The organism is Sphingosinicella sp. (genome assembly GCF_013911755.1).
Taxonomy (GTDB): Bacteria; Pseudomonadota; Alphaproteobacteria; order Sphingomonadales; family Sphingomonadaceae; genus Sphingosinicella.
On the sequence record NZ_JACESP010000034.1, the window covers coordinates 1 to 25,216 of the forward strand.

General features: G+C 57.8%; 21 protein-coding genes and 1 pseudogene. 2 read left to right on the forward strand and 20 right to left on the reverse strand.

Annotation, left to right across the window (positions count from 1 at the left end; translation table 11 throughout):
• Window positions 1-98: 98 nt before the first annotated feature.
• The 11 genes from H2052_RS17010 to H2052_RS17065 all read right to left on the reverse strand — a co-directional run bounded on the left by H2052_RS17010 (window position 99) and on the right by H2052_RS17065 (window position 12,364).
• Window positions 99-308: a hypothetical protein gene (locus tag H2052_RS17010; protein WP_293784551.1), complete on the reverse strand. Its 210-nt coding sequence runs from the start codon at window positions 306-308 to the stop codon at window positions 99-101.
• A 537-nt stretch (window positions 309-845) separates the two neighbouring features.
• On the reverse strand, window positions 846-1,769 hold the full coding sequence (locus tag H2052_RS17020) for an alpha/beta hydrolase-fold protein (protein ID WP_293784497.1): 924 nt from the start codon (window positions 1,767-1,769) through the stop codon (window positions 846-848).
• A gap of 56 nt (window positions 1,770-1,825) precedes the next feature.
• Window positions 1,826-3,148 (reverse strand): DUF3422 domain-containing protein, encoded by a 1,323-nt coding sequence (locus H2052_RS17025; protein WP_293784500.1) that lies wholly within the window; start codon window positions 3,146-3,148, stop codon window positions 1,826-1,828.
• 98 nt (window positions 3,149-3,246) lie between these two features.
• Window positions 3,247-5,553, reverse strand: coding sequence for a TonB-dependent receptor (locus tag H2052_RS17030; RefSeq protein ID WP_293784503.1), 2,307 nt, complete (start codon window positions 5,551-5,553; stop codon window positions 3,247-3,249).
• Window positions 5,554-5,767: 214 nt separating this feature from the next.
• On the reverse strand, window positions 5,768-6,718 hold the full coding sequence (locus tag H2052_RS17035) for an alpha/beta hydrolase-fold protein (protein ID WP_293784506.1): 951 nt from the start codon (window positions 6,716-6,718) through the stop codon (window positions 5,768-5,770).
• A gap of 240 nt (window positions 6,719-6,958) precedes the next feature.
• Window positions 6,959-8,260 (reverse strand): MFS transporter, encoded by a 1,302-nt coding sequence (locus tag H2052_RS17040; RefSeq protein ID WP_293784508.1) that lies wholly within the window; start codon window positions 8,258-8,260, stop codon window positions 6,959-6,961.
• Window positions 8,260-9,666 (reverse strand): FAD-linked oxidase C-terminal domain-containing protein, encoded by a 1,407-nt coding sequence (locus tag H2052_RS17045; protein WP_293784510.1) that lies wholly within the window; start codon window positions 9,664-9,666, stop codon window positions 8,260-8,262. Before H2052_RS17045 ends, H2052_RS17040 begins: the two co-directional genes overlap by 1 nt.
• 29 nt (window positions 9,667-9,695) lie before the next feature.
• On the reverse strand, window positions 9,696-10,937 hold the full coding sequence (locus tag H2052_RS17050; protein ID WP_293784512.1) for an amidohydrolase family protein: 1,242 nt from the start codon (window positions 10,935-10,937) through the stop codon (window positions 9,696-9,698).
• A gap of 144 nt (window positions 10,938-11,081) precedes the next feature.
• Window positions 11,082-11,642: a MarR family winged helix-turn-helix transcriptional regulator gene (locus H2052_RS17055; RefSeq protein WP_293784515.1), complete on the reverse strand. Its 561-nt coding sequence runs from the start codon at window positions 11,640-11,642 to the stop codon at window positions 11,082-11,084.
• Between the two features lie 75 nt (window positions 11,643-11,717).
• Window positions 11,718-12,110, reverse strand: a complete 393-nt coding sequence (locus tag H2052_RS17060; protein ID WP_293784518.1) for a type II toxin-antitoxin system VapC family toxin — start codon at window positions 12,108-12,110, stop codon at window positions 11,718-11,720.
• Window positions 12,107-12,364 (reverse strand): type II toxin-antitoxin system prevent-host-death family antitoxin, encoded by a 258-nt coding sequence (locus H2052_RS17065; protein WP_293784521.1) that lies wholly within the window; start codon window positions 12,362-12,364, stop codon window positions 12,107-12,109. Before H2052_RS17065 ends, H2052_RS17060 begins: the two co-directional genes overlap by 4 nt.
• 1,300 nt (window positions 12,365-13,664) lie before the next feature.
• On the opposite strand from H2052_RS17065, the gene H2052_RS17070 reads away from it, so the two are divergent.
• Window positions 13,665-15,065, forward strand: coding sequence for a hypothetical protein (locus H2052_RS17070; RefSeq protein ID WP_293784524.1), 1,401 nt, complete (start codon window positions 13,665-13,667; stop codon window positions 15,063-15,065).
• A 95-nt stretch (window positions 15,066-15,160) separates the two neighbouring features.
• Here the strand turns inward: H2052_RS17070 and H2052_RS17075 are convergent, their stop codons facing one another.
• Complete coding sequence (locus tag H2052_RS17075; RefSeq protein WP_293784527.1) at window positions 15,161-15,364, reverse strand: helix-turn-helix domain-containing protein; 204 nt, start codon at window positions 15,362-15,364, stop codon at window positions 15,161-15,163.
• A gap of 734 nt (window positions 15,365-16,098) precedes the next feature.
• On the opposite strand from H2052_RS17075, the gene H2052_RS17080 reads away from it, so the two are divergent.
• Window positions 16,099-16,374, forward strand: a complete 276-nt coding sequence (locus H2052_RS17080; RefSeq protein WP_293784530.1) for an HU family DNA-binding protein — start codon at window positions 16,099-16,101, stop codon at window positions 16,372-16,374.
• A gap of 224 nt (window positions 16,375-16,598) precedes the next feature.
• Here H2052_RS17080 and H2052_RS17085 read toward each other — a convergent pair whose 3' ends face one another.
• The 8 genes and pseudogenes from H2052_RS17085 to H2052_RS17120 form a co-directional block, all read right to left on the reverse strand.
• Window positions 16,599-17,537: a nucleotidyltransferase and HEPN domain-containing protein gene (locus tag H2052_RS17085; RefSeq protein ID WP_293784533.1), complete on the reverse strand. Its 939-nt coding sequence runs from the start codon at window positions 17,535-17,537 to the stop codon at window positions 16,599-16,601.
• A 72-nt stretch (window positions 17,538-17,609) separates the two neighbouring features.
• Window positions 17,610-18,008: a sigma factor-like helix-turn-helix DNA-binding protein gene (locus tag H2052_RS17090; protein WP_293784536.1), complete on the reverse strand. Its 399-nt coding sequence runs from the start codon at window positions 18,006-18,008 to the stop codon at window positions 17,610-17,612.
• Between the two features lie 349 nt (window positions 18,009-18,357).
• Window positions 18,358-20,433, reverse strand: a complete 2,076-nt coding sequence (locus H2052_RS17095; protein WP_293784539.1) for a hypothetical protein — start codon at window positions 20,431-20,433, stop codon at window positions 18,358-18,360.
• The gene (locus H2052_RS17100) at window positions 20,403-21,248 is read right to left on the reverse strand and encodes a hypothetical protein (protein WP_293784542.1); all 846 of its coding nucleotides are present in this window, start codon (window positions 21,246-21,248) and stop codon (window positions 20,403-20,405) included. The genes H2052_RS17095 and H2052_RS17100 overlap by 31 nt, the downstream gene beginning before the upstream one ends.
• Window positions 21,245-22,261 carry a hypothetical protein gene (locus H2052_RS17105; protein WP_293784545.1) on the reverse strand — a complete coding sequence of 339 codons (1,017 nt, stop codon included), beginning with the start codon at window positions 22,259-22,261 and terminating at the stop codon, window positions 21,245-21,247. The genes H2052_RS17100 and H2052_RS17105 overlap by 4 nt, the downstream gene beginning before the upstream one ends.
• Before the next feature lie 2 nt (window positions 22,262-22,263).
• Entirely contained in the window at window positions 22,264-23,346 is a 1,083-nt protein-coding gene (locus H2052_RS17110) for a GTPase-associated system all-helical protein GASH (protein WP_293784547.1), read from the reverse strand.
• On the reverse strand, window positions 23,343-24,665 hold the full coding sequence (locus tag H2052_RS17115; RefSeq protein ID WP_293784549.1) for a metallophosphoesterase: 1,323 nt from the start codon (window positions 24,663-24,665) through the stop codon (window positions 23,343-23,345). The genes H2052_RS17110 and H2052_RS17115 overlap by 4 nt, the downstream gene beginning before the upstream one ends.
• A 132-nt stretch (window positions 24,666-24,797) precedes the next feature.
• Window positions 24,798-25,127 (reverse strand): annotated as a pseudogene (locus H2052_RS17120) (tyrosine-type recombinase/integrase); the annotation flags it as partial.
• Between the last annotated feature and the right edge of the window lie 89 nt (window positions 25,128-25,216).

Genomic DNA, 25,216 nt, shown 5'->3' on the forward strand with positions numbered 1-25,216 from the left:
CAGGGGCCTTTGCTAGCGATTTTTTCAAGGAGGGTTGGGTCTTCATCTTCGTTCCTTCGTCACTGCGACGAAGACCCAACCCTCCTCAAATAACAACCTCAAATCTGTGCCATTGGCGCTGACGGGGAACAGGCAACCCCAAATTGAGCGCGTAGCCTCTTCTTGTCGATTTTGCCGACACACGTTTCCGGCCGATCGGTCACGATCATGAAGCGATCGAGTTTCGCGTAGCGCGTGATCGTGCCTTTAGCGATCTCCAGATCGCCGCGTTGGTGACGATCCCCTCCAGTTGACTTGAGGCGATCCATTCGCCACCACTTTTGATAACATCCTTAAGGCGATCGCAGATCGTGACATTGTTATGCTCGTCAAGCGCTGCCACATCCTGGGTGAGTAGCCATCCATCACGACAGAGCGACCTCAAGCCTTCCACGTCTCCCACGTAATTGGGTATGAGCCATGGTGCGCGAACTACAAGCTCACCTCGCGCCTGTCCATTGGGAAGCGTATTCATCCGCGGGGAGGATGCTGTGAAGGAAATCAGTTAGCCTGGAGTGATGCGAACTATCCACCTGGCGCACCCGGTTAGTCGGCATCTCACCGCCGCCCTCGCAGTAGTGGAGCAGGAGCTTCAGTATCTGCTGGCGCGACTTGCCCAGCCTTCGATGGCATAACCTAACTCAGGATTGATACCCGGCAATCCCGATCCTGGCTTCCGAGTGCGGCGCCGCCCGTACCGTATCTTCAAAGAAGTCATGCCGCGATGTCGTGGCGATCCGAGCCTGTATCCAGATTTGGAAGGGAGAGCTGTGCTGTAAGTGCCCCCTCCCGATCTGGAACTGCTGTCAGGGCTGAACTTGTGGGGACCGTCCATAGCAAGCGCGCAAGAAGCTGAACCATGCCGGAACACCTGCAGTCAGGTGGGTTTCCAACGGAATGATCTCTGTCGACACTTGCAAGCCCGGCAACGGATGAAGCGTGGTTTGAGCAAGAAGTTCGGTTGTGCCGCGAGCCACGAGCCATTGGTAGATCGTTGGCTGCGTCAGTTCACGCGCCGCGAAAGTGATATGCAGCCGCCGGCCCGAATAGTCTTCCTTCGAATCTACAGCCTGCCGGTGCAACTTGAAGATCTGGCTGTTTTCGATGATGCCCGGGCTGCCCGCGCCAATACGTTTGAACAGGTCCGACCGCTTGATCGCGACGTAGGCCGCAAACAGGCCGCCGTAGGAATCGCCCCAGAGGCCAACATCATCCTCATCCATTCTGAACGCGGCCGCCAACGCCGGATGAAGCTCGCCTTCCAGAAAACCGAGGAATTTGTCGGCGGCTGGCTCACCGAACATGGCAAGATATCGGTCGCCTTTCTCCTTGGACAGGAGCCCAGCCTGGACCGAATATTCCACCGCCTGAAGCATTGCTTCCGGAACGGGTTCACCCGGTGGGAGCAGGTCGCGAACACGCAGCCACTGCCAATCCTGGCTTTCCGCGTTAGAATAGCCGACCGAGACGAGGATGAAAGGGACCAAGGGCGATAGGCTGTCGCTCGGCAAGGCCTGATGAAAGGGCGCCGTCGCCGGGAAAAAGAGATTTCCGTCGACTTGGTAGACCACCGGGAACCTCTGTGTCTCGTCGGCATATTGCGCTGGAAGCGTGACCCATGCGGAAAAACGTTCCCCTGCTATTTTCGAGTCTATCTCGAAGTAGCGGGTCGATGGAAATAGCGAGCCGAACGAAGGTTCGCACTCAGCAAGTTCGACTGGCTTATCCATGATTTTCCTTTTCATCCTGATTTGAGTAACAATCTTGATACGTGCACTGAGTGAGATTACCTCCCTCGGTGTGGTTTGGCTAAACGCAAAGCCTGGTCATCTTCTCGAAACAGCCGCTGCCGCATGATCTGGAGCGCTACCCAGACGGCGAGAACGATCAGGGGCGCGGCGACCCCCAATAGCGATGTCGGAGAAAAACCGCCCCAAACATGCTCTGCTGCCTTGATGGGATAGGTGATCAAACCGAGCAGATAATAGCTGATCGCGACCGCAGACAAGCCTTCGACCAGATGCTGGAGCCGCAATTGCATCCGAATGCTCCGATCCATCGAAGCGAGCAGCCGTCCATTCTGATTTTCGATGTTGGTTTCGATACGGGTGCGCAGCAGACTGGTGAACTGCCCGGCCCGCCCGTTCAAAAGCGCGAGACGTTGGGACACAGCCGCGCACGTCCGTTTGGCGGGGTTGAAACGCCGGCTCGTGAAATCCGTCAGCGACTGAAACCCCTTGACCGGCTGGGCCTTCAGTTCCCGCAAGCGATCGGCGACGATGACAGCATAGGCGGCTGTCGCGCTCATGCGGAACTCCGTCTCGGCCGTGATCGAAAGCAACTCCTCGCTGTGCGTCGTAAGTGCCGTCAGCAAGTCATCGTCACGCTGATCACCATTGAGCAGAGCCTGCCCGGTTTCGGCGAGCGCCCGTTCGATCTCGTCAAGCCGCGCCCAGGTCGTCCGTGCCACGGGCAGACCGAGCAAGGCGAGATTACGATAATTGCCCAGTTCCTGAAGCCGCTGAACGCAGCTCGCCAGTTCGACGGGGGGCAAACCGTTGGCCGCGATCACGATCCGCCCATAGCCATCCTTGTGTATCCGGAAATCGCTCCAGATGCGCGCGCCATCGGCCACATGGCAGGAAACGAGGTGCGATTGCGTGAAATCGGCGGTCTCGACGAAAGGTCCGGCTGCCTCGTCGCTCGCCACGACGATAATGCGGGTCGCGCGGATGACATAACCCGGCGCTGTTTCCGCCCATTCGAGCGCAGCGGCGCCATCGATGCTATCGGGCCGACGCCAGCCGATGCGTTGTGCGACGGCCCCGGTCATCGTGACGGTAATCGTGCTCGCCTCGCTATGTCGCTCCCAGGATGCCCGGACATCGGACGACCAGCGACCTTCGCGATGCCGCTCGCCCGTTATCCCGCACAGGTCGGGAAGCGCCGCGAGCGACAATTGCTCATCTGAACTCTGACTCTGATCGACCGTCCTCACAAGCTGGATCACCTGTGCCGGCAACTCGAAAGCCGGAAAACGCCGCAGGTGCATCTCGCCAACGATTTCGGGCCGTTGCGGATGCTCGATGAAACCGGGCGCTTGCGTCATATCCGGCGCGCCAAGGTCGCTCGAATATCCCGACGGGACGAACCCGTCGGGATTGAAGTCTCCATCGTCATGGCCAGGGCCAACGATCGGGTTTCATCTCAGAATGAGAAGCGGAGTTCCGCGCCGACGGTGCGCGGCGTCAACGTATGCACACGCAGCGCCCCCGTCTGTCCAACAAGCAAGCCCGTTCCCACCGCGTCGAGTTGCCCCAGTGTATTGGTCAGATTGTCGACAAAAAGGGTCAACGTATAGTCGCCGATCTTGACCCCGCTCCGCACGTTGATCGTGACAAAGTCATTGAGCGTCTGCCTCGAGGTGGGCTCGATCACCTCGTCGCGGAATATGATATCAGCGCGTCCGAAAGCTGAGCTGCGATCTGACAAGGGGGCTTCGTAAGCAACACCTGTCGAGACCGTCCACGGCGGTGCGAGCGGCAGGCGGTCACCCTTGAACGCGTTCGCCTGCGGCGTGTCCTCGGCGACACGTGCATTAAGATACCCGAGCGACAGGTCGACCGAAAGACGCTCGGTCGGGCGCAGCGTGGCGGCGAGCTCGAAGCCATCGATCTTCGAGCCTCCGATGTTTGCGCCCAGGCTGTAGCCGCACTGAGGAAGGAAGACGTTCTGCTGCTGATTCTTCCAGTCGATGTGAAATGCCGCCGCATCAAAGCTGAAGGCGCCGTTTCCAGTGCTGCCTTTGGTGCCGACCTCATAGTGCCAGAGATTATCGGATTCGAAGCTTGCGGGCGCGCTGCTATAACCCAGCGCCTGAATTTCGGCGTCGCACGACGCCGGGATCGCGACGATGTTATTCGCACCACCCCGGCGGAAGCCCTTGCTGGCCGAACCGTAGAAGAGCAAATCATTGCTGGGTTTATAAGCCAGGGCGAACCGGGGATTGACCCCGTCGTCGTTGGCCTTGAGATTGCTCGTGGGGGCACCGAACAGACCCGCGCGCACATCGGTGTTCTTGAACTTGTTTTTGAAGTAGCGCGCACCCGCCGTGAAGGTCAATTCGCTCGTGATGTTCCAATCGATCTCAGCGAAAGCGCCGAATTCGCGGGTGGTCGACGTCCCCTTCTGATCGATCAAGATATCACTCGTCGCAAAGGGAAAGCCGAGTGCGTCGTTGATGGTGTCCGCTACACCCGGCGTGTTCCAATAAAAGGTACTGACTTGACGGGTATGTTGGTAAAACAGGCCAGCCTGCCAATCAATTGCATGACGGCCAAGCGACGACAATCGCAACTCCTGTGTGAACACGTCGCGATTGTTATTATAGACATGCGGGCTCGGCGTGTTCCATTCCGCACCGAAGCCCATCAAGGTCGATTTCAGAAAGTAGGTCAAATCTTCAATATTGAGGACTTTGTACCACGTTCCCGACGTGTTGCTGCTAAGATTTGCAAAGTCGCCGAAGTCATAGCTGACCGTCAGTGAAGCATTTTGGAATTCGGCCTCGCTGGGTTCTGCCAAAAATCCGCCACTGGTGAGAGGCCGGTCCAGGGCATCACTGAGAGGCACATCCCAATCCGAACGCGCGTCCAGCTTGGCTTTCTCGTAGATATAGCCGGCGGTAATCCGCAGGTTGCCGTCCGGCGAATAGACAAGCGAGGCGCGCCCACCGTAGGTCTTCTCATCGTCCTCGTTCATCACGAGCCCACCTTCCGGTATGGTCGTCGGATAAGCGGCGGGCACATTTTGCGCGCGGGGAAAACGATCGATCACGCCGTTTCGGAACACGCCATAGCCGGCGACGCGCAAGGCAAGCTGATCGGTGACGATCGGCAAATTGATCGCGGCGTCACCGCGATAATTGAACCCGCCACCTTTGGTATCCGACAGCTCAACCCCGCCGGTCGTCTCGAATTCGTTCAGGTCCGCCTTGCGTGTCTGGACCTTGATGAGACCACCCATGGCCCGGGCTCCGTACAAGGTACCCTGCGGACCCTTGAGAACCTCAATGCGCTCGATATCGAACAGCTTTAGGTTGACGCTACCGACGGGTGTATCATCAATATAAAAGCTCACCGGCGGATCGCTGAGGCCGCCGCTCACGCCACGGATAGAGAGCGTTACACCCTCTGTTCGACTGCTGGTCGGGCCGCGGGTGCTGAATGCAAGTCCTGGCACGCGATTCGCATAGTCATCGAAGTTTTCCGCACCGATTGCCGTCAGTTGCTCGCCCCCAAGAACACTGATGCTGATCGGAACGTCTTTCAGCCTTTCCTCGCGCTTACGCGCGGTAACGATGATCTCCGACGAAACAAATTGATCCAGCTCTGCAGCCGATGCGGGCGTCTGGGCAGCAGTCGATGCCGCCGCAGCGCCCTGAGCACTGGCAGTCGCCCCACTCCCAATCGCAATCGCACTTGATGCAATCCACAAAGCAGCTTTGCGGCCCATCGCAGGCCGATCCGAACTCCGTTGCACGACAATTCCTCCCTTTCACGCCCACTCCGGGGCGCTCCTAAAAAAATCTATCTACTAAAACGCTGCTGCGATGCCGTGCGGCGCCAAACACGTTCCGCCGAATAAACGGATACCTGCCCTCAACTCGGGATGGGCTTTGCGCAAAGCTGAACCCATATTGGCAACCGCGTATCGATTTTTTCGATGCTTACGGCGCATGATTTCCGTACAGGTAAATCATGGCGTCATTCATCGCCGGCATGAAAACAGACGTGTGCGTTTCTCCGTCATATATCTTCGACGCCCAAGTCAGGTCCGAAGATTTGTTTCTATGCAATGCGCTCACAATTCGATTGAAGCTCCTGCCCATATCCTCGTAAAAATCCATGCCCCCGGACATTTCCTTGGAGCCCATTGAAAGAAACATTCTGGTTGGATGAACCAGTTTCTCCTTCAAGCGCGCCTCAAATTGCGCGACATAGTCCGTTGACGTTGTGAATATGCCCGGGCTGCCCAGCCAATATCGATCAAAAAGCATCGATTGGCGCAAGAAGGCGTAGAATGTGAATGTTCCGCCGAAGGAGTCACCCACAATGCCGGCCGGCCTGTTGGTTGTATTGTATTTTGCGCGAATGAGTGGATCGAGCTCGTTTTCAAGAAATTCGAGAAACTTGTCCGCGCCGCCCGGAACAATTTTCGAAGCCTGCGCCATGCGCTCGCTAAGTGAAAGAGGAATAGAGTCCTTCATCGTGTAATCGCGGGTTCGGGCATTTTCGGCGTCTACCGGATAGTCGACGCCCACCAGCAAGACAGGCTTGTAGCCGGGGTTGATCAAATCGACAGATTGCAGTGTGCAAATTGTTGCCGCCACCGCCAGCGCAAACGATCCATCCAGAACATAGACCACGTCAAGGGGCGGGCCCTTCGCATCGGAACGCAAAGGGTTTGATTTTGGATGGGACCAAACGCCGACCGCCATTTTGTCGCCGACCGCGCTGGATTGATATTCAAACGCCTCACTATTCCGAAGGGGCCAGGGCGAGCCGGTACTCTCGAGTCCTCCGCCCGTTTTGGCATGGGCCGACGCGACGTTCACTTGTGACGCGCCTATCATGGCGGCCGCAGTCAAACCGGATCCAAGAAACTCTCTTCTTTCCATCACAGCGCTTCCCCAACCTCCCGAACTTTTTTTGGGCCTTTTCTCCTGCCGTCTCAGGCAGAAGCCTTCATCCGCAGTCGTCCCGAGAACGCAGATTCCTCTGCGCCGGATGATGCGAGCCAGCGGTCGTTGCCTTTCCGAACGCGGATCTTGATAGAGACCCGCTTATTCTTTCCGGAATTAAGTTATTAGAAAAATCAGTTGAGATGTCAACATATTTGTGGACGATCCAGCGCTCACCTAGCGTTCGGCATCCGCCTTCATAGTGCGAGAAGCGAGAAGGAAGCAAATGCCCCCCGGCAACAGCGAAGCAAAGGAGATCACCATCGCGATGCGCAGACCCGTCGCCGAGCCGTAGGAGGCGCCAAAGCCGTCGCTGAGCAACCCAGTCAACACAGGTCCACCCCCAAGCCCGATCGAGTTCATCATGAAGTATAGCATTGCGATCGCCGTCGCCCGACGCTGCGATCCACAAATGATATGTATCCCCGCAAACATCGATGGACCAGCGCTGAACATCACGCATCCTCCGATTAGCGTACCGATAAAAAAAATCGTAAAGTCGCTCGTCAGTAGCGCGGCGAGATAGAAGGGCAGCGCCGCGATTATCAATGCGCCGGTAAGAAACGGCACCGCTGCGGGGCTGCGACGCCCCAGCCTATCGGTGAGATATCCGCCAACCAACGCACCAAAGATAGCTGTCACCGTCGAGATCGTGCCGAAAACGGCTCCAGCGCGCGCAAGCGGAAAATCAAAACTGCGCATGAGGTGCGAAAGCATAAAGATCAGCGCCCCGTAGCTCACGATGCCGAAGAATACGCTACCTGTAACCTGCCAGCAGAAACTCGGCTTTCGCACGAGCGCCGCAAGTGAAGGACCGAAACGCTCGCGCTTCGTCCGATCTTCGGTTCGCGGCAACATCTGGCGCGGCTCGCGCAGGGTGAAGTGAACGACAACAACGATGAGCAAGCTGGTGAGCCCGAACGTCACGAACATGGCACGCCAGCCAAAATGGCTCGCGATTTGCGTCCCGCCGATCAGTGCCCCGGCATAGCCGGCCACGCCGGCCATGATGAAGATGCCAAGCGCCCTGCCCCGCACCTCCGGCGGGAAATAATCGGCGATCAGGCTTTGCGAAGTCGGCAGCGCTCCGGACTCTCCGCCGCCGACTGCGAGGCGGGCGAGGAACATCTGCGTAAAATTCTGGGCCGCGCCGCAGATCGCGGTCATGAGACTCCAGAATGTGATCGAGATCGCGATGATAAGCTTGCGATTGCCGCGATCAGCCAGCCGTGCGATCGGTAACCCCAAGGTCGCGTAGAACAGGGCAAACGCGGCGCCGGTCAGCAACCCCATCTGGGTATCGGTGGCTTGAAATTCGGCTTTGATCGGCTCGATCGCGACGCTCATGATCTGGCGATCGATATTGCTGACTGTCGAGACGAGGAACAATACCGCGAGCATCGTCCAGCGCCGCGTGGGCGAAAACAGCAGCCAGGGTTGTGCGATCGCGGGATCGCTGCTCGTGGGCACGTCTGCCATTAGTTTGACGCGAAGATCTTGCCGGGATTGAAAATGCCCGCAGGATCAAGCGCACGTTTGATCGCACGCATGAGATCGACGCCATCACCGAGCTCGTCGACGAGCGCTGCCTGCTTGCCGAGGCCGATGCCGTGCTCGCCGGTGCAGGTTCCATCCATTGTCAGCGCGCGTGCAACCAGGCGGGCGTTGAACGCCTCCACTTCCGCCCACTCATCGGGCGCGTCTGGATCGAGGGCGAAGCAGACGTGAAAATTGCCATCGCCGACATGCCCGCAAATCGTCGCCGGTACCGAGCAGGTCGCAAGGTCGCGTTTCGTCTCCGATATGCATTCGGCTAGTCGGCCGATCGGAACGCAGACATCGGTCGCCCAGCCAACCGAACCTGAACGCAGGCCGAGCGTGGCGTAATAGGCTTCATGTCGCGCCTTCCAGAGCCGCGACCGCTCCTCGGGAAGGGACGACCATGAAAATGCGCCCCCACCGTTGCTGCTGGCGAGTTCTCCAACCGTTGCAACCTGTTCGTCGACTGACGCCTGCGACCCGTGGAATTCGAAGAACAATGTGGTCTTCTCAGGATAGTCCAGCTTGGACCAGCGATTGACCGCGTGCATCTGGGCGTCATCAAGGATCTCCGCGCGCGCCAGTGGCACGCCGAGCTGAATCGCCTGGATCACGGTCGTTGCGGCGCCTTCAAGCGTTTCAAAGCTGCAGACGGCCGACGAGATCACCTCAGGAATGGGGTGAAGGCGAAGCGTCACCTCGGTGATGATCCCGAGCGTGCCTTCCGCGCCGACGAACAACCGGGTCAGGTCATAGCCTGCCGCAGACTTGCGCGCACGGCGGGCGGTACGGATTTCGCGGCCGTCGGCGGTGACGACACGCAGGCCAAGAACGGCCTCGCGCATCGTGCCGTAGCGGACAGCGTTGGTGCCCGAGGCGCGCGTTGATGCCATCCCGCCGATCGTCGCGTCGGCACCGGGATCGACGGGAAAGAACAGCCCCTGATCGCGAAGGTGATTGTTGAGCGCGATACGGGTTACGCCGGCCTCGACGGTGACATCGAAATCGTCTGCGTTGACGCTGAGGACGCGATTCATCCGGCTCATGTCGAGAGAAATACCGCCGGCAATCGGGAGCGCGCTGCCCTCGATCGAGGTACCGGCGCCATAGGCCGTAAGCTTGATGTCGTGCGCTGCACATAAGCCGACGACGAAAACGACCTCGTCGGTGTTTTCCACGAAGACGACCGCGTCCGGCAGGCACGGTGGGAAGTGCGTTTCGCTATGGCCATGCTGTGAGCGGACCGCCTCTGAATAGCTCACCCGCTCGCCCAATCGGTCATCCAGGGCGGCGCGCGCTGCGGCCGGCAATCCCGGGCGCCGCGAAATCTCTCCGACAGTTTTCATTGGTGTTGCTCCAAGGGTGGCGACGCGTCTCAATTCAATCTGTTCTTTACGATCTCGCCGGCGCGCATGATCAGATCGAGCTTTTGACCATCGGCCGCAAGCAGCCCGATATCCTTCAACGGATCACCGTCCACCACGATGAGGTCTGCATGGGCTCCTGGGCTTACACAGCCCAGTTTTCCTTCCTGCATCAAGATTTCCGCGCCCATCGACGTGGCCTGGCGTAGCATCTCGAGCGGCGTGAAGACTTCCGACCGAATCGTGAACTCGCGACATTGCTGGTCATAGGTGGAACCAAGCAGATCGGTGCCATAGCCCAGCTTCACCCGGGCATCGCGCATATGCTGGAGACCCTCGATCGCAAAATCCGCGGCGACCTTGAGCTTGGCCATGTTCTCGGACCCCATTCCGAGCTTCGCGCCGACCTCCATGTTGACGAAGATGACCGACATGGTGGGAACGACATAGGTACCGCGTTCGGCGACCCATTGTGCGGTCTCGGCATCGATCAGGGTTGCATGTTCGATGCAACGTACACCGAACTCGACGGATCGGCGAATGGCGCTGACGGGATGGCAATGTGCAGACACATAAGTTCGACGCTCGGCGCATTCGTTGACGATCGCGCAGATTTCGTCTTCTCGAAACTGGTTCATCCACATCGGGTCGCTTGGCGACATCACCCCTCCCGACGCGGTAATCTTGATGCAATGGGCACCGCGGCGCAGTTCCTCGCGCGCAGCCTTTATGCATTCGTCAACGCCGTCGACAACGACGCCGCCCCAGTTCATCGATCCGCAGGAACAATAGCCGTGGGTATGATGCTGTTCGGTGGGTGTCCTGTAATCGACATGACCGCCGGTCATCGACAGAACCTTGCCGGCGTAAAAGAAGCGCGGCCCCCGGATGAGGCCATCCTCGATCGCGGACGCCAGGGGATAATCGCCTCCGCCAATGTCACGAACGGTGGTGAAGCCGCAATCGAGCGCATAGCCAAGCTTCTTGACCGCATAGGCCGTCCGGTAGGGCGCATCGCGGCCGTCGACCACCTTGGCGTTCAAATCGGAGAAATAAGCATGGATGTGAAGATCGATCAGCCCGGGCATCAGTGTCTTGCCGGCGACATTGATCCGCCGAGTGCCATCCGCTGTGATCGGGCGCTCGGAGACTTCGCGGATCGTGCCATTTTCGATCAGTACGGACATGCCTTCGGCGCAATCCTCAGACACGCCGTCAAATATCCGTGCATTTTCCAGAATGACTTGAGTCATGTTTCCCGCTGCGCCCTTGGCCGATCAACCCGCCCCCAAGAGAGGCCGTCAGCAATTCTGAGGCACGTCCGATGCCATGGATTCCGTTGACATGTCAACTGACATCAGTGCGTCGGAGGTCAGCAATGACTCAAGGAACGTCGATCACTCTTCCCAAAAATGCCCTTGCGCGACCAGTTTGTTCACGCTTTCGACGTTCGTCAGGATTTTCCGCAGGCTCTTGAGAAATTGTCGATGCTCTTCGTCATCCAGGACATTGAGCAGATGTTTTTCCCGAGCGAACGTAAAGTGAGCGATCTGCTTGCATTGCGCCTCACCGGCTTCGGTCAATGTCAATATGTTACGGGCAGCATGGTTGGGATCTCGCTCGGAGGCTACCAGACCCAGTTCGACAAGGCGATTCGTCGCGCGGCTGATGGCAGCCTTGTCGATGCCCAAATTCTTGGCGAGTTTGTTTGCCGTGGTCCACGAGGTCGTACCCAAATGGAAGACGATGCGGGCTTCGGTCACGCTCAATCCCGTTCGCTTACGCAAGGCGGGGGCAGCGCCGGCAATGACGCGGTTATACAGGAAACTGACGATCGCGAGCGCATGGGTGCCCAGTTCTTCGTCGGCAGCACTTTTATGTTTTGCCTTCTTTTTTATTGCTGCCATGTCAATTCCCGGCGTGACATTGATCCTCGATAAAAGCTGATCGCGGCACATTTGGTCAAGTGCGCTCCACGCAGCATGAGATCGGCAGAGATCAGCCCTGTCCAATCATATTCCTGGGCTCTCTGCTCAGGAACAGTCAACTGCACTTTCGATGTCCGTCTGTTTGAAGTCCTCGCCGACATAAAGCAGCCGACATCCATGTTCCTTGGCGACCTCATACGCGAAGCAGTCACCAAAATTCAGCGCGGCAGGATGAAGTCCCTTCCCCCATTGTTCATAAGCCAGGGCAACTCGGCGGGCCGAAGCCGGCGTCAGACTGACAATCTCGAACCCGAGACCGTCAATGAGCTGGGCAATCTCTTCACCGACATTGCGGCGCGCACCGACAATCAACGCCTCTGCGACGGTACCTGCCGAAATCAGCAGATGTTCCTCCGCTTCGAGGACGGCAGCACATGCATCTGCCTCCGGCTCATTGAGCATGATCGCCATCAGAGCTGATGTGTCTACCGCGATCATTTGGGCAGACCATCCTCGTCATAAAGGAAGTCCTGGCTCTGCGCAGCGCGGGGGCCGGGAGCCGCCTTTTTCGCGGCAGACGCACGAATGCGATCGAGGAGGGTTCTGCGTGACGTTGCAGTGGAAATCGGCCTGATCGGCACCAATCGCACGACGGCATGCCCATGGCGCGTCAGTATGACTTCGTCGCCAGCTTCTGCGCGCTTTAGAAGGTCCGTAAGCAGCCCTTTTGCTTCCGTGACAGATATATGCATGGCGCATGTCCTAGAATTTGAATCTCTTATAACACCGGATATTTAGACCACTCAATAGTCCATTTCAAGTGCTTGGCATCTTGTCTGGTAAACTGACGCAAAAATTCCCCGCGGGTTGCAAACTCATATCAGTTGCACAGATAGCGGTGTGGGCGCTCCTCTTGGGTCACTTAGCGGACGAGAATGGACGGCTACGGACCCGGTCGGACTCGAAGTCAGAATCTATCAATTTGATTTTAAACGATAATATTTAAGCGCTTTCAAGCGATACCATGACCGATACCAAGGGACTTTTTCGCGGAATGGTTCGAGTCTAAAAGCGGGCCGGTGGGGATGGCGTTAGTGCCGATTCGTCGTCTAGTTTGGAGATGTGTCTGGTCACGCAGCTTTCAGATGGCGCGGTGACATAACTGCCCATCGCCGAGGCGTGATATATCTGGCCTGCCGACAAAGCCGTCATATAACTCCCGCCGAGCGCTTCCTGGGAGCGGTCATTCGTTCATGCCGGTATAAAGATGGCGCGCAGCCGACCTTCTGTATACATAAACTCCACACCCTCTCAGATCAGCACGAGCTATACTGCTTTAACAGGCAGTCGATTGCCCCCAAGCTTACCGCCATGCAAAAAAGCCATCGGGGGCAACATGTGCAAAACTGAACTTTGCTGGACGATGGTCAGCGCAATCGGGCAGGTTGCTGGCGCGATAGCAACCTTCCTTGCCGTGATGGTGTCGCTTTGGATTGCATTCCACGGGCGCAAGCCTCGCATGAAGCTCTCGGTTGGCGAGCGGATTGTGATGGGGGGAGGCGTTCCTGACGTGCGACTCTTGGTATTCGAAGTCGCGAACATAGGTGAGCGCCCCGTCCACATCAGAGCGCTTGGATGGCGCACCGGTTGGATGCGCTGGGGCCCCGCATTTCTACGCTACCAGCACGCAGTTCAGCTAGTTAGTCCGAGTCCTTACGGCATTCCTCCGCCTTATGAGCTGCAACCCGGGGCTGCAAATTCCAGTATGGTGGCTATGGAGCACGTTTTAGCAGCTTCTAGGCTCCGTTCGGGTCCGCCGTTCTTCTCTCGAGACTGGCCTCTCCTCGGTCGGAAGGGTACAAAAATCACAGGCTACGCGTATACTGCGAACGGCTATGTGATCCGGGTAAGAGCAGAGAAGGCACTTCGAAGGGTCCTCATCCAGTCTGAAATTGATGTTTTGTCGCAGGCCCCCGATGCGCGGCAACACTGATGCTGAAAGCACTCGACCTGCGGCCTCGTCTGCCAAGGAAATGACGAGGACATTTCATGATGACTAAATCAGAACTGATCGCAGAAATATTGCAGGAGCTGCGAAAAGCACAGGCTGCGAAGTGGAAGAGCCCCCCGGCGGGGCCGGTTGAGAAGATCAGTTTCCCACCCTCCCTCTGGCTGGGCGATGGGCGATCCTTGGCAGTGACCGAAGCGCTGTTGAATACCGTGTCAGCATATACGCGAATATGCTGGAGCAATGCGCCAGAGCTCAAGCCTCGCTTCAAGATCGATGAGTTGAACAAGCTTGCGGCGCAATCCTTCGGCCTAGCGCTGGCTGAAATCGATCTCGACCTCAACGATGCGCAGCTTCTGCCCCTGGTGAGCGAACGCGTCGAGGAACTACTTGCCGAACAGATCAACCGCCATAATCGACCCATTGACCTAACGTTAGGGTGCCACCTTGTAGAAGGCGATGAGCCTTACCCGCTCCAGATTGGGCCAGTCGTTTTTGAGACCCGAGAAGTGTGGCGGCAACGCATGCTGGCAGCGGGTAAGTTATCGCCGACCACAGCGCGCCGCCTTCGCGCGCGCTGGAACGGAAAACTGCCCAGGAAACGCAAGCGCTCAGTCGATTCTTCGGCAGAAGAGTCCATCCTAGATTCGATCGGTGAATGCCCCGTGGTGTGCATCGTCGCGACGGACGGCCTTTCAGGCAGATACATCCAAGAGAAAGGCCTGCTGGCTGCTCGCCTCGCCATGACCGCCATTTCGCTCGCCTGGCACCAACCCTCCGAAGGCTTACGATGGATGAAGCTGCTCTACGATCGACGGCGGCCCCATCGCTACACCGTGCTATTTGGACGCGGCACGAATGTCGGTGCGAACTCTGAGTGCACGGAATTTCCCGTTGGTCGCTATTCCGAACCCGCACTGCTCGAAAACCTGCACTCCTACTGTTGGTTGTTCGATCAGGTCGGAGAAGCACTCAACAGCTACGTTCGGCCCAACCAACCAGTGGCGCGCCCAAAGGCAATGAACGCGCTGTTCCTCAGTCTTTGGTGGTATCACGAGGCTTGCCAAGAACCGCTAGATCAGATTGCAACCACCAAGTTCGCGGCCAGCATGGATGCGCTAACCGGCGGCAAGAAAGCAAGTGGGATCATCGAACTGATCGGCGCCCTGCTCGGTCCCAAGCCTGCTGACCTGCTCATGAAGGACGACCGTACGACCAAAGCCGTGATTGCCGAAATTTATGACGCGGGCCGAAGCAGACTCATCCACGGCTCCAGTACTGACTACGCACATGACTGGACACAGGTTCGCGCAAGCGCCGAGGAAATCGGTCGCTGGCTACTCATCGCATGTTGCGATTGGCTTTTACAGAATCCTCAAAGGAAGGACCTCAAGGACCTTGGACCGAAATATGTCTCTGCGACCGAGAGGGCAGCTGGAAGCTAAGGCTCGCCCACTAAGGGGACACCAGTGTAACGTTTGACCAACGGCTGTTTCGGGTCAGGGTATCAACTGCCTGAACCATGCTGATCGGACTCTATTCAGACATAGCCCTTTGGCGCCCTACACTTTTCGAGGAATGCTTCGAGCCCCGCCACGGTCACGAGCGTGCTGCTGCCGACCTTGATCGTTTCGATCTGTCCGGCCTTGATGAGTTCGTAGAGCTTGGAGCGGCCGATGCCGGTCATCCGGCAGGCCTCGGGGATGCGGACTGTGAGCGGAGCGCGTCGGGGCGGTGTAAGCATGGCATGTCCTTCGGGTCGTGAACCGGTGTCCGGCAGTGGCGACACGGTGCGCTTCTCGCCTCGCCGCAAACAGGGCCTCTCCGGTGCACCGAAGGGAATCTCGGGCGTCGGTACGCGCCCCGCTGGTGAAGGTGCCTCACTTGGCATGACAGAGGCGTGGGGGATGGTTAGATTGCCGGTCGGCGCGATGCGTCGCGAGCAACCCCGCGCAGATGGTCGGATGCTCCATGCCGATCTCGCGGTAAAAACGGCGAATAGCGCCGATTTACGCCACTTCTGGCGAGCGGGTCTCGGGCCATGAGTAGCTTGCCTCCAGCCCAAGGTCGGGTGTCTCCATGAATTCCGATGTGCAGACAAGGACTTGCGAGAAAAGCGAGTAGTCCCCTTTATCTTGCTTTCGCTTCCCTCCCGCTTTCCTCCCCTCCCGCACCCTTCCGGCCCTCGGACAGACCGATCCTGTCCCGGACGCGCATGGACGTGCACGGCAACCCTCTGATCAGGGGGTAGCGCTTTTCGCGTTTCTGGACGGCGGTGGACGACTTTTGGCGCAGATTCAGCATCAAAAACCGTGCTCAAGGCACCCGGCTGCGTGGCGTATTGCGGGCGAAATGGCCGCCCAAAGCGGTCCTCTGGGCCTGCTTTTCGCGCACTTTCGCGCGCTAACGACGTGTTCGTTTGACAGCGATTCCGCAGGCCGTCAGACGGGCTTTCCCACAACAAAAGGATGCTCAGACATGAATAATGCCGACCTCGCCGACGCGCTTGCCGAAACGCTCGGGACCACCAAGGCCGATGCGCGCAAGGCCGTCGATGCGGTGTTCGCAGCGATCACCGATGCGGCTGCCAAGGGCGAGGAAGTGTCGCTGAACGGCTTCGGCAAGTTCAAGGTGAAGGCCTCCCCGGCGCGCGAAGGCCGCAACCCGGCGACGGGTGCGGCGATGCAGATCGCGGCATCGAACAAGCTCACGTTCAGCCCTGCCAAGGCGGTCAAGGACCGGCTGAACGGCTAGTTTTGAGACTTGGCCGCCAGCGCCCGGGGGCAGTTGGACGCTGGCGGCCGCACCGGAAGTCGGTGGAGGAAAGAGGAACGACGGGGCGTCAGTCCGGTTCCGTCACCATACCCCGAACAAGAAAACGCCGGCCCAAAAGGCCAGCGTTCAGTTGATGAAGGGGGAGTAATAGCGCCAGCCTATGCGGCCAGGTACGGCATCACAACCTGCCGGGATCGGCAGGTTCAGGAGGGGGAAGCACCCGATTTTGAGGCCGCTTCGAGCTCGGCGATGCGCTCGCTGCACACGGCATGGACAACGCGGCCGAGCTCCTCGACCTGCTCGCCGAGCCACTCCAGCTCTTCGGCGCTGATGCGGTAATGCTTCGAGTAGCGGGCCTTGACGTAGGCCTGCTTCAGCTTCTCGAACATCGCGCGCTGCTTGCGGTTGTCCTCGGGCCAGACATACATCAATCGGCGGTCGATGAGGTTGGCCTGCGACCTCAGGAAACCCAGGTTGTGAACGTGCGGAGTATAGAACGTGCAGACCAAAAGCACGCAGTGGTACAAACGTTCAGTCGCCTGATGCAGCGAAAATGCGGCTTCCTTGAGCCGGCCCTTGCCTATGTAGAAGTCCGTACCCTCTTTCAGCGCGGCGGCGCTTGGAAACCACTCATCGAAGTATTCCTTCGCCATCGCCAGCGCCTGAGCTGGCGTCTTGGGCTTCGGCGTATGAAGCACGCTATCATCGCTCTGGTAGAGCGCGATGCCGTCTTTCGCGACATCCATGAAGAAATACCGGCCATGCGCAAGGCCGTCATTCACCTCCTGAAGCGTGTGCACGATGAAGTTGACCGGCGTCTTGATGCTCTTCGTGATGCCGTACTCGCGGTGGAACCGTTCCTCGGCTTTCGCCCAGTACGTCACATAGTCGGTGAGCCGCTTGTCGTTGACGATGACGAGCAGGTCGAAGTCAGACTTGTAGCCCTTGGCGGTGTGCGGCTCATCGACCCAGCCGCCGCGCGCGTAGCTGCCGTAGAGGATGACCTTGGTGATGCGGCCCTTCTTCTTCCACTGGTGCTGGGCGAGTGCGAGGGTGTCGCCGAACTCCTCGAACAGAATCTCGACGACGCGCTCAAGCTCGCGCTGCTTGGCGGACGGAAGATGATCGAGGCTCGTACGCATAGAAGACCTTCCTAGCAACTGAAGCATGACTTTGCACTGCAAGAACAGGGCCCTACGACCACGACCCCCTGATCAGGGGGTTGTGGCCTCATCCAGCGCCACCAGCGCATCGGCCATAAGGACCTCGACCTCGTGCAGGGCAAGCCCTAGCCGCACGGCTATCCGGTCATGGGACAGCCCGTCCCAGGCCAGCTCCAGCACCTGTCGGGACACGGGATCAAGCGCGAGAAACGCCGCACGGTAGCGCCCACCGACATCGGCGATCCGGCTGATGGCCAGCACCATGTGGCGCTCGACACGCCATTCGCTGATGCCCATTTCTCGCGCGATCTCGGCGTAGCGCTTACCCTCGACCCGGTGCGCCATGAACACGATGAGCGTCGTTTTAGGCAGGCCTTCGAGCACCCGCCGCATGACCGAAAGCCGGTCCATCTCCTGCGGCACGGCGGTTCCACTAGTGCGCTTTTGCATCCCCGTTCTCCCTCTCCAACAGCCACACCCGGCGGAAGAGCGGGGTGGGCGGCGGAGCGCCGACAGGTCCGGCCATGAGGGCCGGGCCTGCACCCGAAGGGCTGGAACGAAGTGGAAGACCCGCGTCAGCGGGTTGCGGGACCGGCACGGCCGAACCAAAGGCAAAGCGACCCGCCCACACCGCGCGGGAGCCGGATCAAACAGGTTCAGACCGCCAAAGGCGGGATGGCACTATGCAGGCGTGCAAACTTTAGAACACTTAGCGTGTGATCCTAGCCATTCTAACGGTAGCGGAGGACGTAGAAGCGGACAGTGGGCTTCCGTTGGTAGGTAACTGTTGCAACTGCGATCACCAGCCCCACCACCACCAGACAGCTTTCTGTTTCTGTTTCTCTTTCTTTTTCTTTTTTGGTTTCGGCTGATAGACATTCGCCAGAAGCGCTAGCGTCGCGGGTTCGATGGTCTTGCCGCGAAGCGCCACCTCGAATTTACTGTGCCCGAAGCGTATTACGAGTAGGTCAACGATATCTCTCAATGCCTCGACATCACTTGAGATCGACAGAGCCTGGGGATTGATGCCAGTTGTGTGCCATTTTTCGACAACACCAGCTGCGAGCATATGTCTCAACGTGCGGTAGTGCGAAGATGGGAAGTTAGCACTTAAGAAATGCTCCTCTTCTCGCGAAAGCTTATGCGCACGCACAGCCTTGACCAGCGGATCATATGTAAGCTTCGCGATTTTCAGCGCCCGCTGTGCAGGGATATTCAGGCTCGTCGCAAAACCGACTGTAAGAAACGGGGTTTCAAACTGACCGTCGCCATGCGCAAACTGGTGTAATATAAGCGCCATCCAACATTCAGGGAACGAAAACTCTGCGCCGCGCTGAATGAGCGCGTTGCATAGAATTCTGCATTGGCGGGTGCTCACAAGTTCGGGATGACTACCAAATGTCTCAATCCATTTTGAATTCAATATGGCCTTTTCTGCAACGGTGCTCGCCGCTTGGGGAACAACGCGATCGAGAAGATCCAACCCATTCTGGAGGGTCGCGTTGGTATCCTGAAGCGCGATATCGGCAACGCCTAAACCAATATTGCTCTCGAAGAGACTTAGTATGTCGGCCATCGTTGGCGCCCTGCCAACCTCGCGAGCAAACGCCACGCGCGCCTCATCCGATTTCGGCCAGAAGTTGCTTATCGTCCAAAGCTCTGGTCGGACATTTAGTAACGCCTTGCGCTCGATCCCTCGCTCCGCCGCCTCAATAAGTGTCTGAACTGGAGCGCCCTTGGTAACTGAATCAAATATCAGCGCGCCCAGCTCTCCTTCGCGAGTCGGTTGCGTTGCAATTAACAACCCAACTTTATCTACGTCGTTACGTTCGGCAAGTGGAGCGATCGAATTTTCGAGATTCTTCGGCGCGGGCTGATTCCGATATTCTTCGACGAGCGCAAATAAATCTTCCTCGTGCAGCGCTTGCCTCAGCCCATCGACGATCGTGTCGCGAATGAGTCGCGGAAGATCGGACGTTTCCTTAAGCGCACGAATTTTCTCTAGTTTGACAGTCAGCGGTTCACGAAGCTCGATATCGTGAAGCAGAGCAAGCGCAGGTACGATTTCGCGCGGTCGCTTCGCTTCGATCGCATAGCGGCCGATAAAGGCCCGCAAGTCGGTCGGCCCACGTGCCAACAAGTCACGAGCGAGAGCTTGAAAGCCTTCCTCAAATCCGTCGCTCGCTGCGGAGGCGAAATCTTCGAGGCATCCGCGCTGAAAATGGAGCGAGCACTCGGCATCAAATTTCGGCGCCCGCGTCGCAGAGCCCGTGAGAAAGGCAAACCTGCGCCGCAGGGCCGGCCACATCTGACTCCACAATGCTACAGCCAGTATTTCATTGGATGCACCGTCGGACGGCAACACTATCGTCCGCTGAGCACTGGCGCCATAAAGTTGCCACAGCGCTGACTGCACGCGATCTCCGGCATCATTCGCATTCCGTTCGCTTGCATGATATCTTGCTTCGCTATAGTCGATCGCCTTCTGATAGTGTGAAAAGTCCCCATCAGATGGTCGCCTGAACAGCTTCATGAGATCAGCAAGATCGTCAATCAGCGTCAGGGCAGGGAAGTCGAGAATCAGCGAATGGGTCCAAACGCTACCTGGCCGGAGCCCCTCTCCACCAAGCCAAGTCCGCGCAAAAATGAAACGTTGAGCTGCCTTCAAGGGGTAACCGCACAGATAGCTTTGCGAGCTGTCGGCGCCGGGTGAAATCAAAAGGTCACTGTACGAAAGCATCGTGGAGCGGGAAGAAGCGTCAAGCGATGCCGAAGACGCTAATTCCTTGTGTCCTCGCGAATAACCATGAAGCGTCTGGTCGATCTTGATTGATTGCAAACTCGTCACGATGGATGCTGACTCGCGATCAGCCATCGCAGCGGCGCTGTAATATCGTGCTGCTCGGCCCCGTGCCCGACGACCTTAATGCGCTCCGATGGTTTCGAAATTTTCATGAGCCGTTCGCGATCTTCGGGAAGCCTGCCGCCCTGCGCACTGATACCGTATACGCGAACATCCCACAGATGCGAATTAAATCGCAGAAACTGCTCCAGCATCGCGCAATTAGTCGCAAGCCAGTAATAGGGCTCTGTCTGCGCGCAGTCCGCGACAACGTCCCATGCCGAGACGATCAGTGCCAACTTGCGCTGCCTGCTGAGTCGTGGCCGCCTGTTGGCGAACTGCAGCAATTCGACAATCTTGACCTCTTCTGGCATTTCCCGTGCATCGAAAGGCTGCCCAGGTACGTCCGTGTCGTCAGAATTATCCAGAATATCCGCTATATCTGAGATTAGTAGCTTGTCGTCCTCTCGATCCGCGCTGGTAAAGAGCATAACACTCGATGCTGCCTCCAACTCCTTCTGAAGATCGTCCTGAAGATGGCCCAGTGTTGCCGGCTGTTCGAATGACTCACCCTTGAGATCGGGCAGCGCCAGTACGATACTCTCCTGCGTTGTTCGGTCGCGAATCTGTAGTTCGACCCACGTCTCGCTGGCCGACTGTGTTCGTTGCACCATTTTGCCATCGACCCAGTCTAGCTCCAGACGGTTCAAGTGCGATTCTTCTGGGGAAAGCCCAACAAGTTCGAGAACGCAAGAAATCTCGTTCGCGACGAGCACATGGCGTAACGCGGCGATATAGGTCGACTTACCAGAACTCGGCATTCCAGCCACGAGAATGCGATTCATCATGCGTGAGGCCCCAATCGGTTTACAACACGATCGAGTTCCGAAGGCTTTTCAGGCAAGGGAAAGCGCATTGCGCAGACGGCCTCTTCCTCAGGCCGAGAAAGCGACGCCATCAACTCGCCGATTCCAGCGCCAAACTCGGTCGATCCTTTGGGAGGACGGCACGCAACCAGATACGTCGCAAAAGACCGTGTCGAGCCTATTCGGCCTTTAAGATCGTCCGCGAGGGCCATCAGTTCCTGTTTGACCGCAGCTAATGCGCGCTTCGCGCTGAAAATATCCGCCTTCGTGCCCACAATGGCGACATCCTTACCATCGAAGAGAGCCGCAGACTGCATTGCCAGTGCAAGTCGGCGGAGCTGCGACTTCAGCATATGGCCGTTCTGCGAGAGTCGTTCGAGATCGACCACGATCCAAATTTGGTCGGCTCGTATGAGTTCCTCAAACCCCAAAATATCGCCGGGCGTATCGAGCACGTTGTCGAAATGCTCGCCCGACCGATCTGAGAATAGGACATCAAGCCGTTGATGGTCGATCGCGAGCTTCAAGTGCGTGAAACTTAGCTGCTCCCATGTCTTGGTCCTCAGCGTTTCCGGCTTGGTCGCGTTCGAAGCAACCCGAGCAAGATGACAGCGTTCTTCATAACCTCGCAGTGTATCGGAGCCGGCAAACCCGATGCCGGCAATCTTGGCACGGTGGATGAGTTCGTAGATCGTCGCTATCAGTGTCGTTTTCCCTGCCTCTGGACCAGCAACAATCCCGATCAGTTTGCCACCGCTGGCTCGGAGGATACGGTCACAAGCGTCGGCGTCGAGGCTGTCGCCGATATTGGTAGCGACGATCGAGGGGATTTCCTCTTCTTCGGATGGTCCACCGCCGTCGCTGTCCTCAACGGTTACCTCATCAGCCCCAATAACATCCGGACATTCCTCGAAGCTGAGCTTATTGATGCAGACTCCCGACCGCGGGCCACCGCACCCCTCTACTCGACATGTAGCGTAGGCGAGGTCAATCATGATCAGATGTGCTGACGGGCGACCAAACGTTCGCGGTACATCTGAACCGCGAACTCCAGCGGCCGAAGCTTGGCTTTTGGATTGAGACCCGTTGTCCGACGGAAGCGCGGCTCCCAATCGCGCTCGTCGTCACTAAGAGCCGCCAGACCCATCGCGGTCGATAAGGGTAGCCACGGCGCCCACTCTGACTCGGCAATCTCGCCGAACTCGCTCCGCCGCGTTTCGCGGTCGAGTGCCGTTGCAGCCGAAGCGAGTGTCACTTGCGCGTCGATACTCTCACGTCCAACACGCAAAACCATGTCGCAAAGCGCGGGTGCCGCGAAAAGGCCGAGCGGCAGCGTCGTTTTTGCAGCCAGCTCGGAACCGGCAAGGAGGCTAGCGGAAATAAGATCGATGTCGCGGAATGGCTTTCTATTCGAAGCACTCCAGCCGCTAACGACCCACCAATAGGTGCGGAGTTCCTCTTCAAGCCGCGAAATGTAGCTGAGAAGCGCATTATCCGCGGTTGCCGATGCTTGGGCTCGCCCTTCGACAAGTTTTTGAAGTTCGAGGAGGACCGGCCGCATAACAGAGCCGTCAACGCCACCGCTCTCGGGTATACGTGCAATCGCTTCGGCCAGAGCCTTGGGACTTTTGGCGGCCGTAAAAACCCCCGGCGCCCCGGCTGCTAGGGATTGCGTGTTTGCTAAATGTTTCTCTGCTATTTCGATAACTTCCGGGTCGCTGGTCAATTTGCGGATACCGCCGAAACAGGCAGTAACGAGGACAAACGCAGCTTCTGTTCCGAATTCGGTGCCGCTTTGCATTTCATACGAGAGTATGGTCGCCGCTAAGAGCGCGCCCTCCTTGTCGTTCTTTCGGACATCGAAGGTCGAATCCTCCTGGGAAAACTTCTCCGACAGCGGCAAGAGCTCGTCGTTCGTTCCAAACTGGAATGCGCATGCAAGAATATCCGGCAGAAACTCAACGTCGAATGCCTCGGCGGCAAGTTCGACCCCGCGGCCTCGTGCGGCGATCGTAGCCTCGGGCGTTGAAAGGCCGAGCTTGCCGTACAGTATCCCCATGCGCCCAATGGCTGTATTCACTGTGAACCCTCCAAACTTTCGATTAAGTCCCTGACCGCGCCAAGTTGTTCCTGTTCCTTCGCGCGCAACAGCGCCCGTTTGAACCGCTCCACGTCGGTGAGGTGGCTGTCGCTATCCTCTGACAACCGAAGACGTCCGACGATCTCGTTCTTTTTCGAAAGCGTAAGCCGAAAGAACCGGAAAACAATGGTGCGAAAATCAGCCTCATCGCGGCGCGCGGCTGCTTCAGGGCTATCGGTCATGACCTCTCGTCCGGCGGCATCGGCCGTTTCCTCCGACGCAGGCTCAACAAACTGCGGCACAAAATCCGGCGGCAGGTTGCCGATTTCGATGCAAACGCTATGGACGTCCTTGTTGCCCCGATCTTCGAGGGTTCGAAACTGCGAAGGGTTTGGCTGCCATTCCCGCGCATGAACCTCGACCACGAGCCTCCGTTTCTCCCCATTTTCCACGTAGACTTCTATTATATTGTATCCTGGCTTCCAAGCCGGCTCACTACGGTGCGGGTTTACCGAACCCGCGAACAGCTTGATCCAGTCACGACCAGGCTGAATGCGTTGGTCATGTTCATGCCCGAAGAGCTGTATTCGGGCGTGCTGCTCTAAAGCCGCAGTGGCTTCCTTAACGTCGGCGAGCCAACTCGGCGGATGGTGCGCAATCGTCAAATATTCCACCCCGCTTCTTTGCGGAAACGTCCAGGCCCGCGCCCCCAAGAACAAGCTCTTTTCGAAATCGGCCAAGCCAGACAGCAATGCGGTGTTTAGTGATCGCAGCCTAAGGATCGATCCATCATTCAGAATGAAGTCCTGTTCCCAAGCATAATTATGATCATCGGCGAAAAAGGCCGACTGATACCGTGCGGAAAACTCATTATAGGCAGCTAGTGGCTCGTAAAACAGTTGGCGGGCCGCAGGTTGAACGAGGCGGTTCGTCAGCTCACGGTCACGCTCGTGAAACTGATCGAATGACCGTATCTTGTCGTGGCTATCCTGGATCATCGGGTTAGCCGTGATAGCTGCATGATCAATGTCGTGGTTGCCAGGGCAGAGCCAAACGGCAGTCGGGTCGCAACCGGCGGCCGCAGTTACAGCGTCGAGCCACTGGGCGGCATTTTCATATTCCGGCTTTTTGCCAGCGTAAGCAATATCGCCAGAAACGAGGATGGCATCGATGGGACCGAGCTTAGCCCGCTTGTTAGCAATATCGGCTATGACAGCTTCTCGCAGCGCCTGATCAGGGTCAAACCCAAAACTCGCTTGGCGATGGCTAAAATGAATATCGGATAGATGAACGAAGCGGAGCTTCTTTTCAGTCGGCATTCTTCCCCCTTTACTCGTAGATAGGAAGAACGCCATCTTAATTCCAGTAAAAATTAGCCCAAAGCACCTCAATACTGAAGGGAAGAAGCAAAATGCGCACCGAGAAGCGGACAGACTCCAAACGGTCTCGTTTCACCCCGCTCCGAACTTTGGTCTGATAATCTTTGCGCCGTCACGGAGCTGGTCGAGATAGTCCGACCAATGCTGCATCATGCGCACGCGCTCTTCCCAGTACTCGCCCCGCGTGTAGGCCCGTCGGACACCGTTGTTTTCCATATGGGCAAGCTGACGCTCGATGGCATCGGCGTTCCAAATGCTCATCTCATTCAGCAGCGTTGCTGCCATCGCCCGGAAACCATGAGCCGTCATCTCATCGTGGGCGTAGCCAAGACGCCTCAGCGCCGTGTTCACGGTGTTCTCCGACATCGGGCGACGCGGCGTGTGAAACGACGGAAACACATGTCCGTCGTCAGAACATTTGGCGCAACTCGCGGCGTAAATTAGCGGAGTGCGGGCCTCGTCTGGGGGTTGATGTTAGGCGGCGAGCTTGC

Excerpts from the sequence above, each read along its gene's own strand:
- H2052_RS17010 (WP_293784551.1), bottom strand. The coding sequence starts at position 308 with ATGGATCGCCTCAAGTCAACTGGAGGGGATCGTCACCAACGCGGCGAT.
- H2052_RS17020 (WP_293784497.1), bottom strand. The coding sequence starts at position 1,769 with ATGGATAAGCCAGTCGAACTTGCTGAGTGCGAACCTTCGTTCGGCTCG.
- H2052_RS17025 (WP_293784500.1), bottom strand. The coding sequence starts at position 3,148 with ATGACGCAAGCGCCCGGTTTCATCGAGCATCCGCAACGGCCCGAAATC.
- H2052_RS17030 (WP_293784503.1), bottom strand. The coding sequence starts at position 5,553 with ATGGGCCGCAAAGCTGCTTTGTGGATTGCATCAAGTGCGATTGCGATT.
- H2052_RS17035 (WP_293784506.1), bottom strand. The coding sequence starts at position 6,718 with ATGGAAAGAAGAGAGTTTCTTGGATCCGGTTTGACTGCGGCCGCCATG.
- H2052_RS17040 (WP_293784508.1), bottom strand. The coding sequence starts at position 8,260 with ATGGCAGACGTGCCCACGAGCAGCGATCCCGCGATCGCACAACCCTGG.
- H2052_RS17045 (WP_293784510.1), bottom strand. The coding sequence starts at position 9,666 with ATGAAAACTGTCGGAGAGATTTCGCGGCGCCCGGGATTGCCGGCCGCA.
- H2052_RS17050 (WP_293784512.1), bottom strand. The coding sequence starts at position 10,937 with ATGACTCAAGTCATTCTGGAAAATGCACGGATATTTGACGGCGTGTCT.
- H2052_RS17055 (WP_293784515.1), bottom strand. The coding sequence starts at position 11,642 with ATGTGCCGCGATCAGCTTTTATCGAGGATCAATGTCACGCCGGGAATT.
- H2052_RS17060 (WP_293784518.1), bottom strand. The coding sequence starts at position 12,110 with ATGATCGCGGTAGACACATCAGCTCTGATGGCGATCATGCTCAATGAG.
- H2052_RS17065 (WP_293784521.1), bottom strand. The coding sequence starts at position 12,364 with ATGCATATATCTGTCACGGAAGCAAAAGGGCTGCTTACGGACCTTCTA.
- H2052_RS17070 (WP_293784524.1), top strand. The coding sequence starts at position 13,665 with ATGACTAAATCAGAACTGATCGCAGAAATATTGCAGGAGCTGCGAAAA.
- H2052_RS17075 (WP_293784527.1), bottom strand. The coding sequence starts at position 15,364 with ATGCTTACACCGCCCCGACGCGCTCCGCTCACAGTCCGCATCCCCGAG.
- H2052_RS17080 (WP_293784530.1), top strand. The coding sequence starts at position 16,099 with ATGAATAATGCCGACCTCGCCGACGCGCTTGCCGAAACGCTCGGGACC.
- H2052_RS17085 (WP_293784533.1), bottom strand. The coding sequence starts at position 17,537 with ATGCGTACGAGCCTCGATCATCTTCCGTCCGCCAAGCAGCGCGAGCTT.
- H2052_RS17090 (WP_293784536.1), bottom strand. The coding sequence starts at position 18,008 with ATGCAAAAGCGCACTAGTGGAACCGCCGTGCCGCAGGAGATGGACCGG.
- H2052_RS17095 (WP_293784539.1), bottom strand. The coding sequence starts at position 20,433 with ATGGCTGATCGCGAGTCAGCATCCATCGTGACGAGTTTGCAATCAATC.
- H2052_RS17100 (WP_293784542.1), bottom strand. The coding sequence starts at position 21,248 with ATGATGAATCGCATTCTCGTGGCTGGAATGCCGAGTTCTGGTAAGTCG.
- H2052_RS17105 (WP_293784545.1), bottom strand. The coding sequence starts at position 22,261 with ATGATTGACCTCGCCTACGCTACATGTCGAGTAGAGGGGTGCGGTGGC.
- H2052_RS17115 (WP_293784549.1), bottom strand. The coding sequence starts at position 24,665 with ATGCCGACTGAAAAGAAGCTCCGCTTCGTTCATCTATCCGATATTCAT.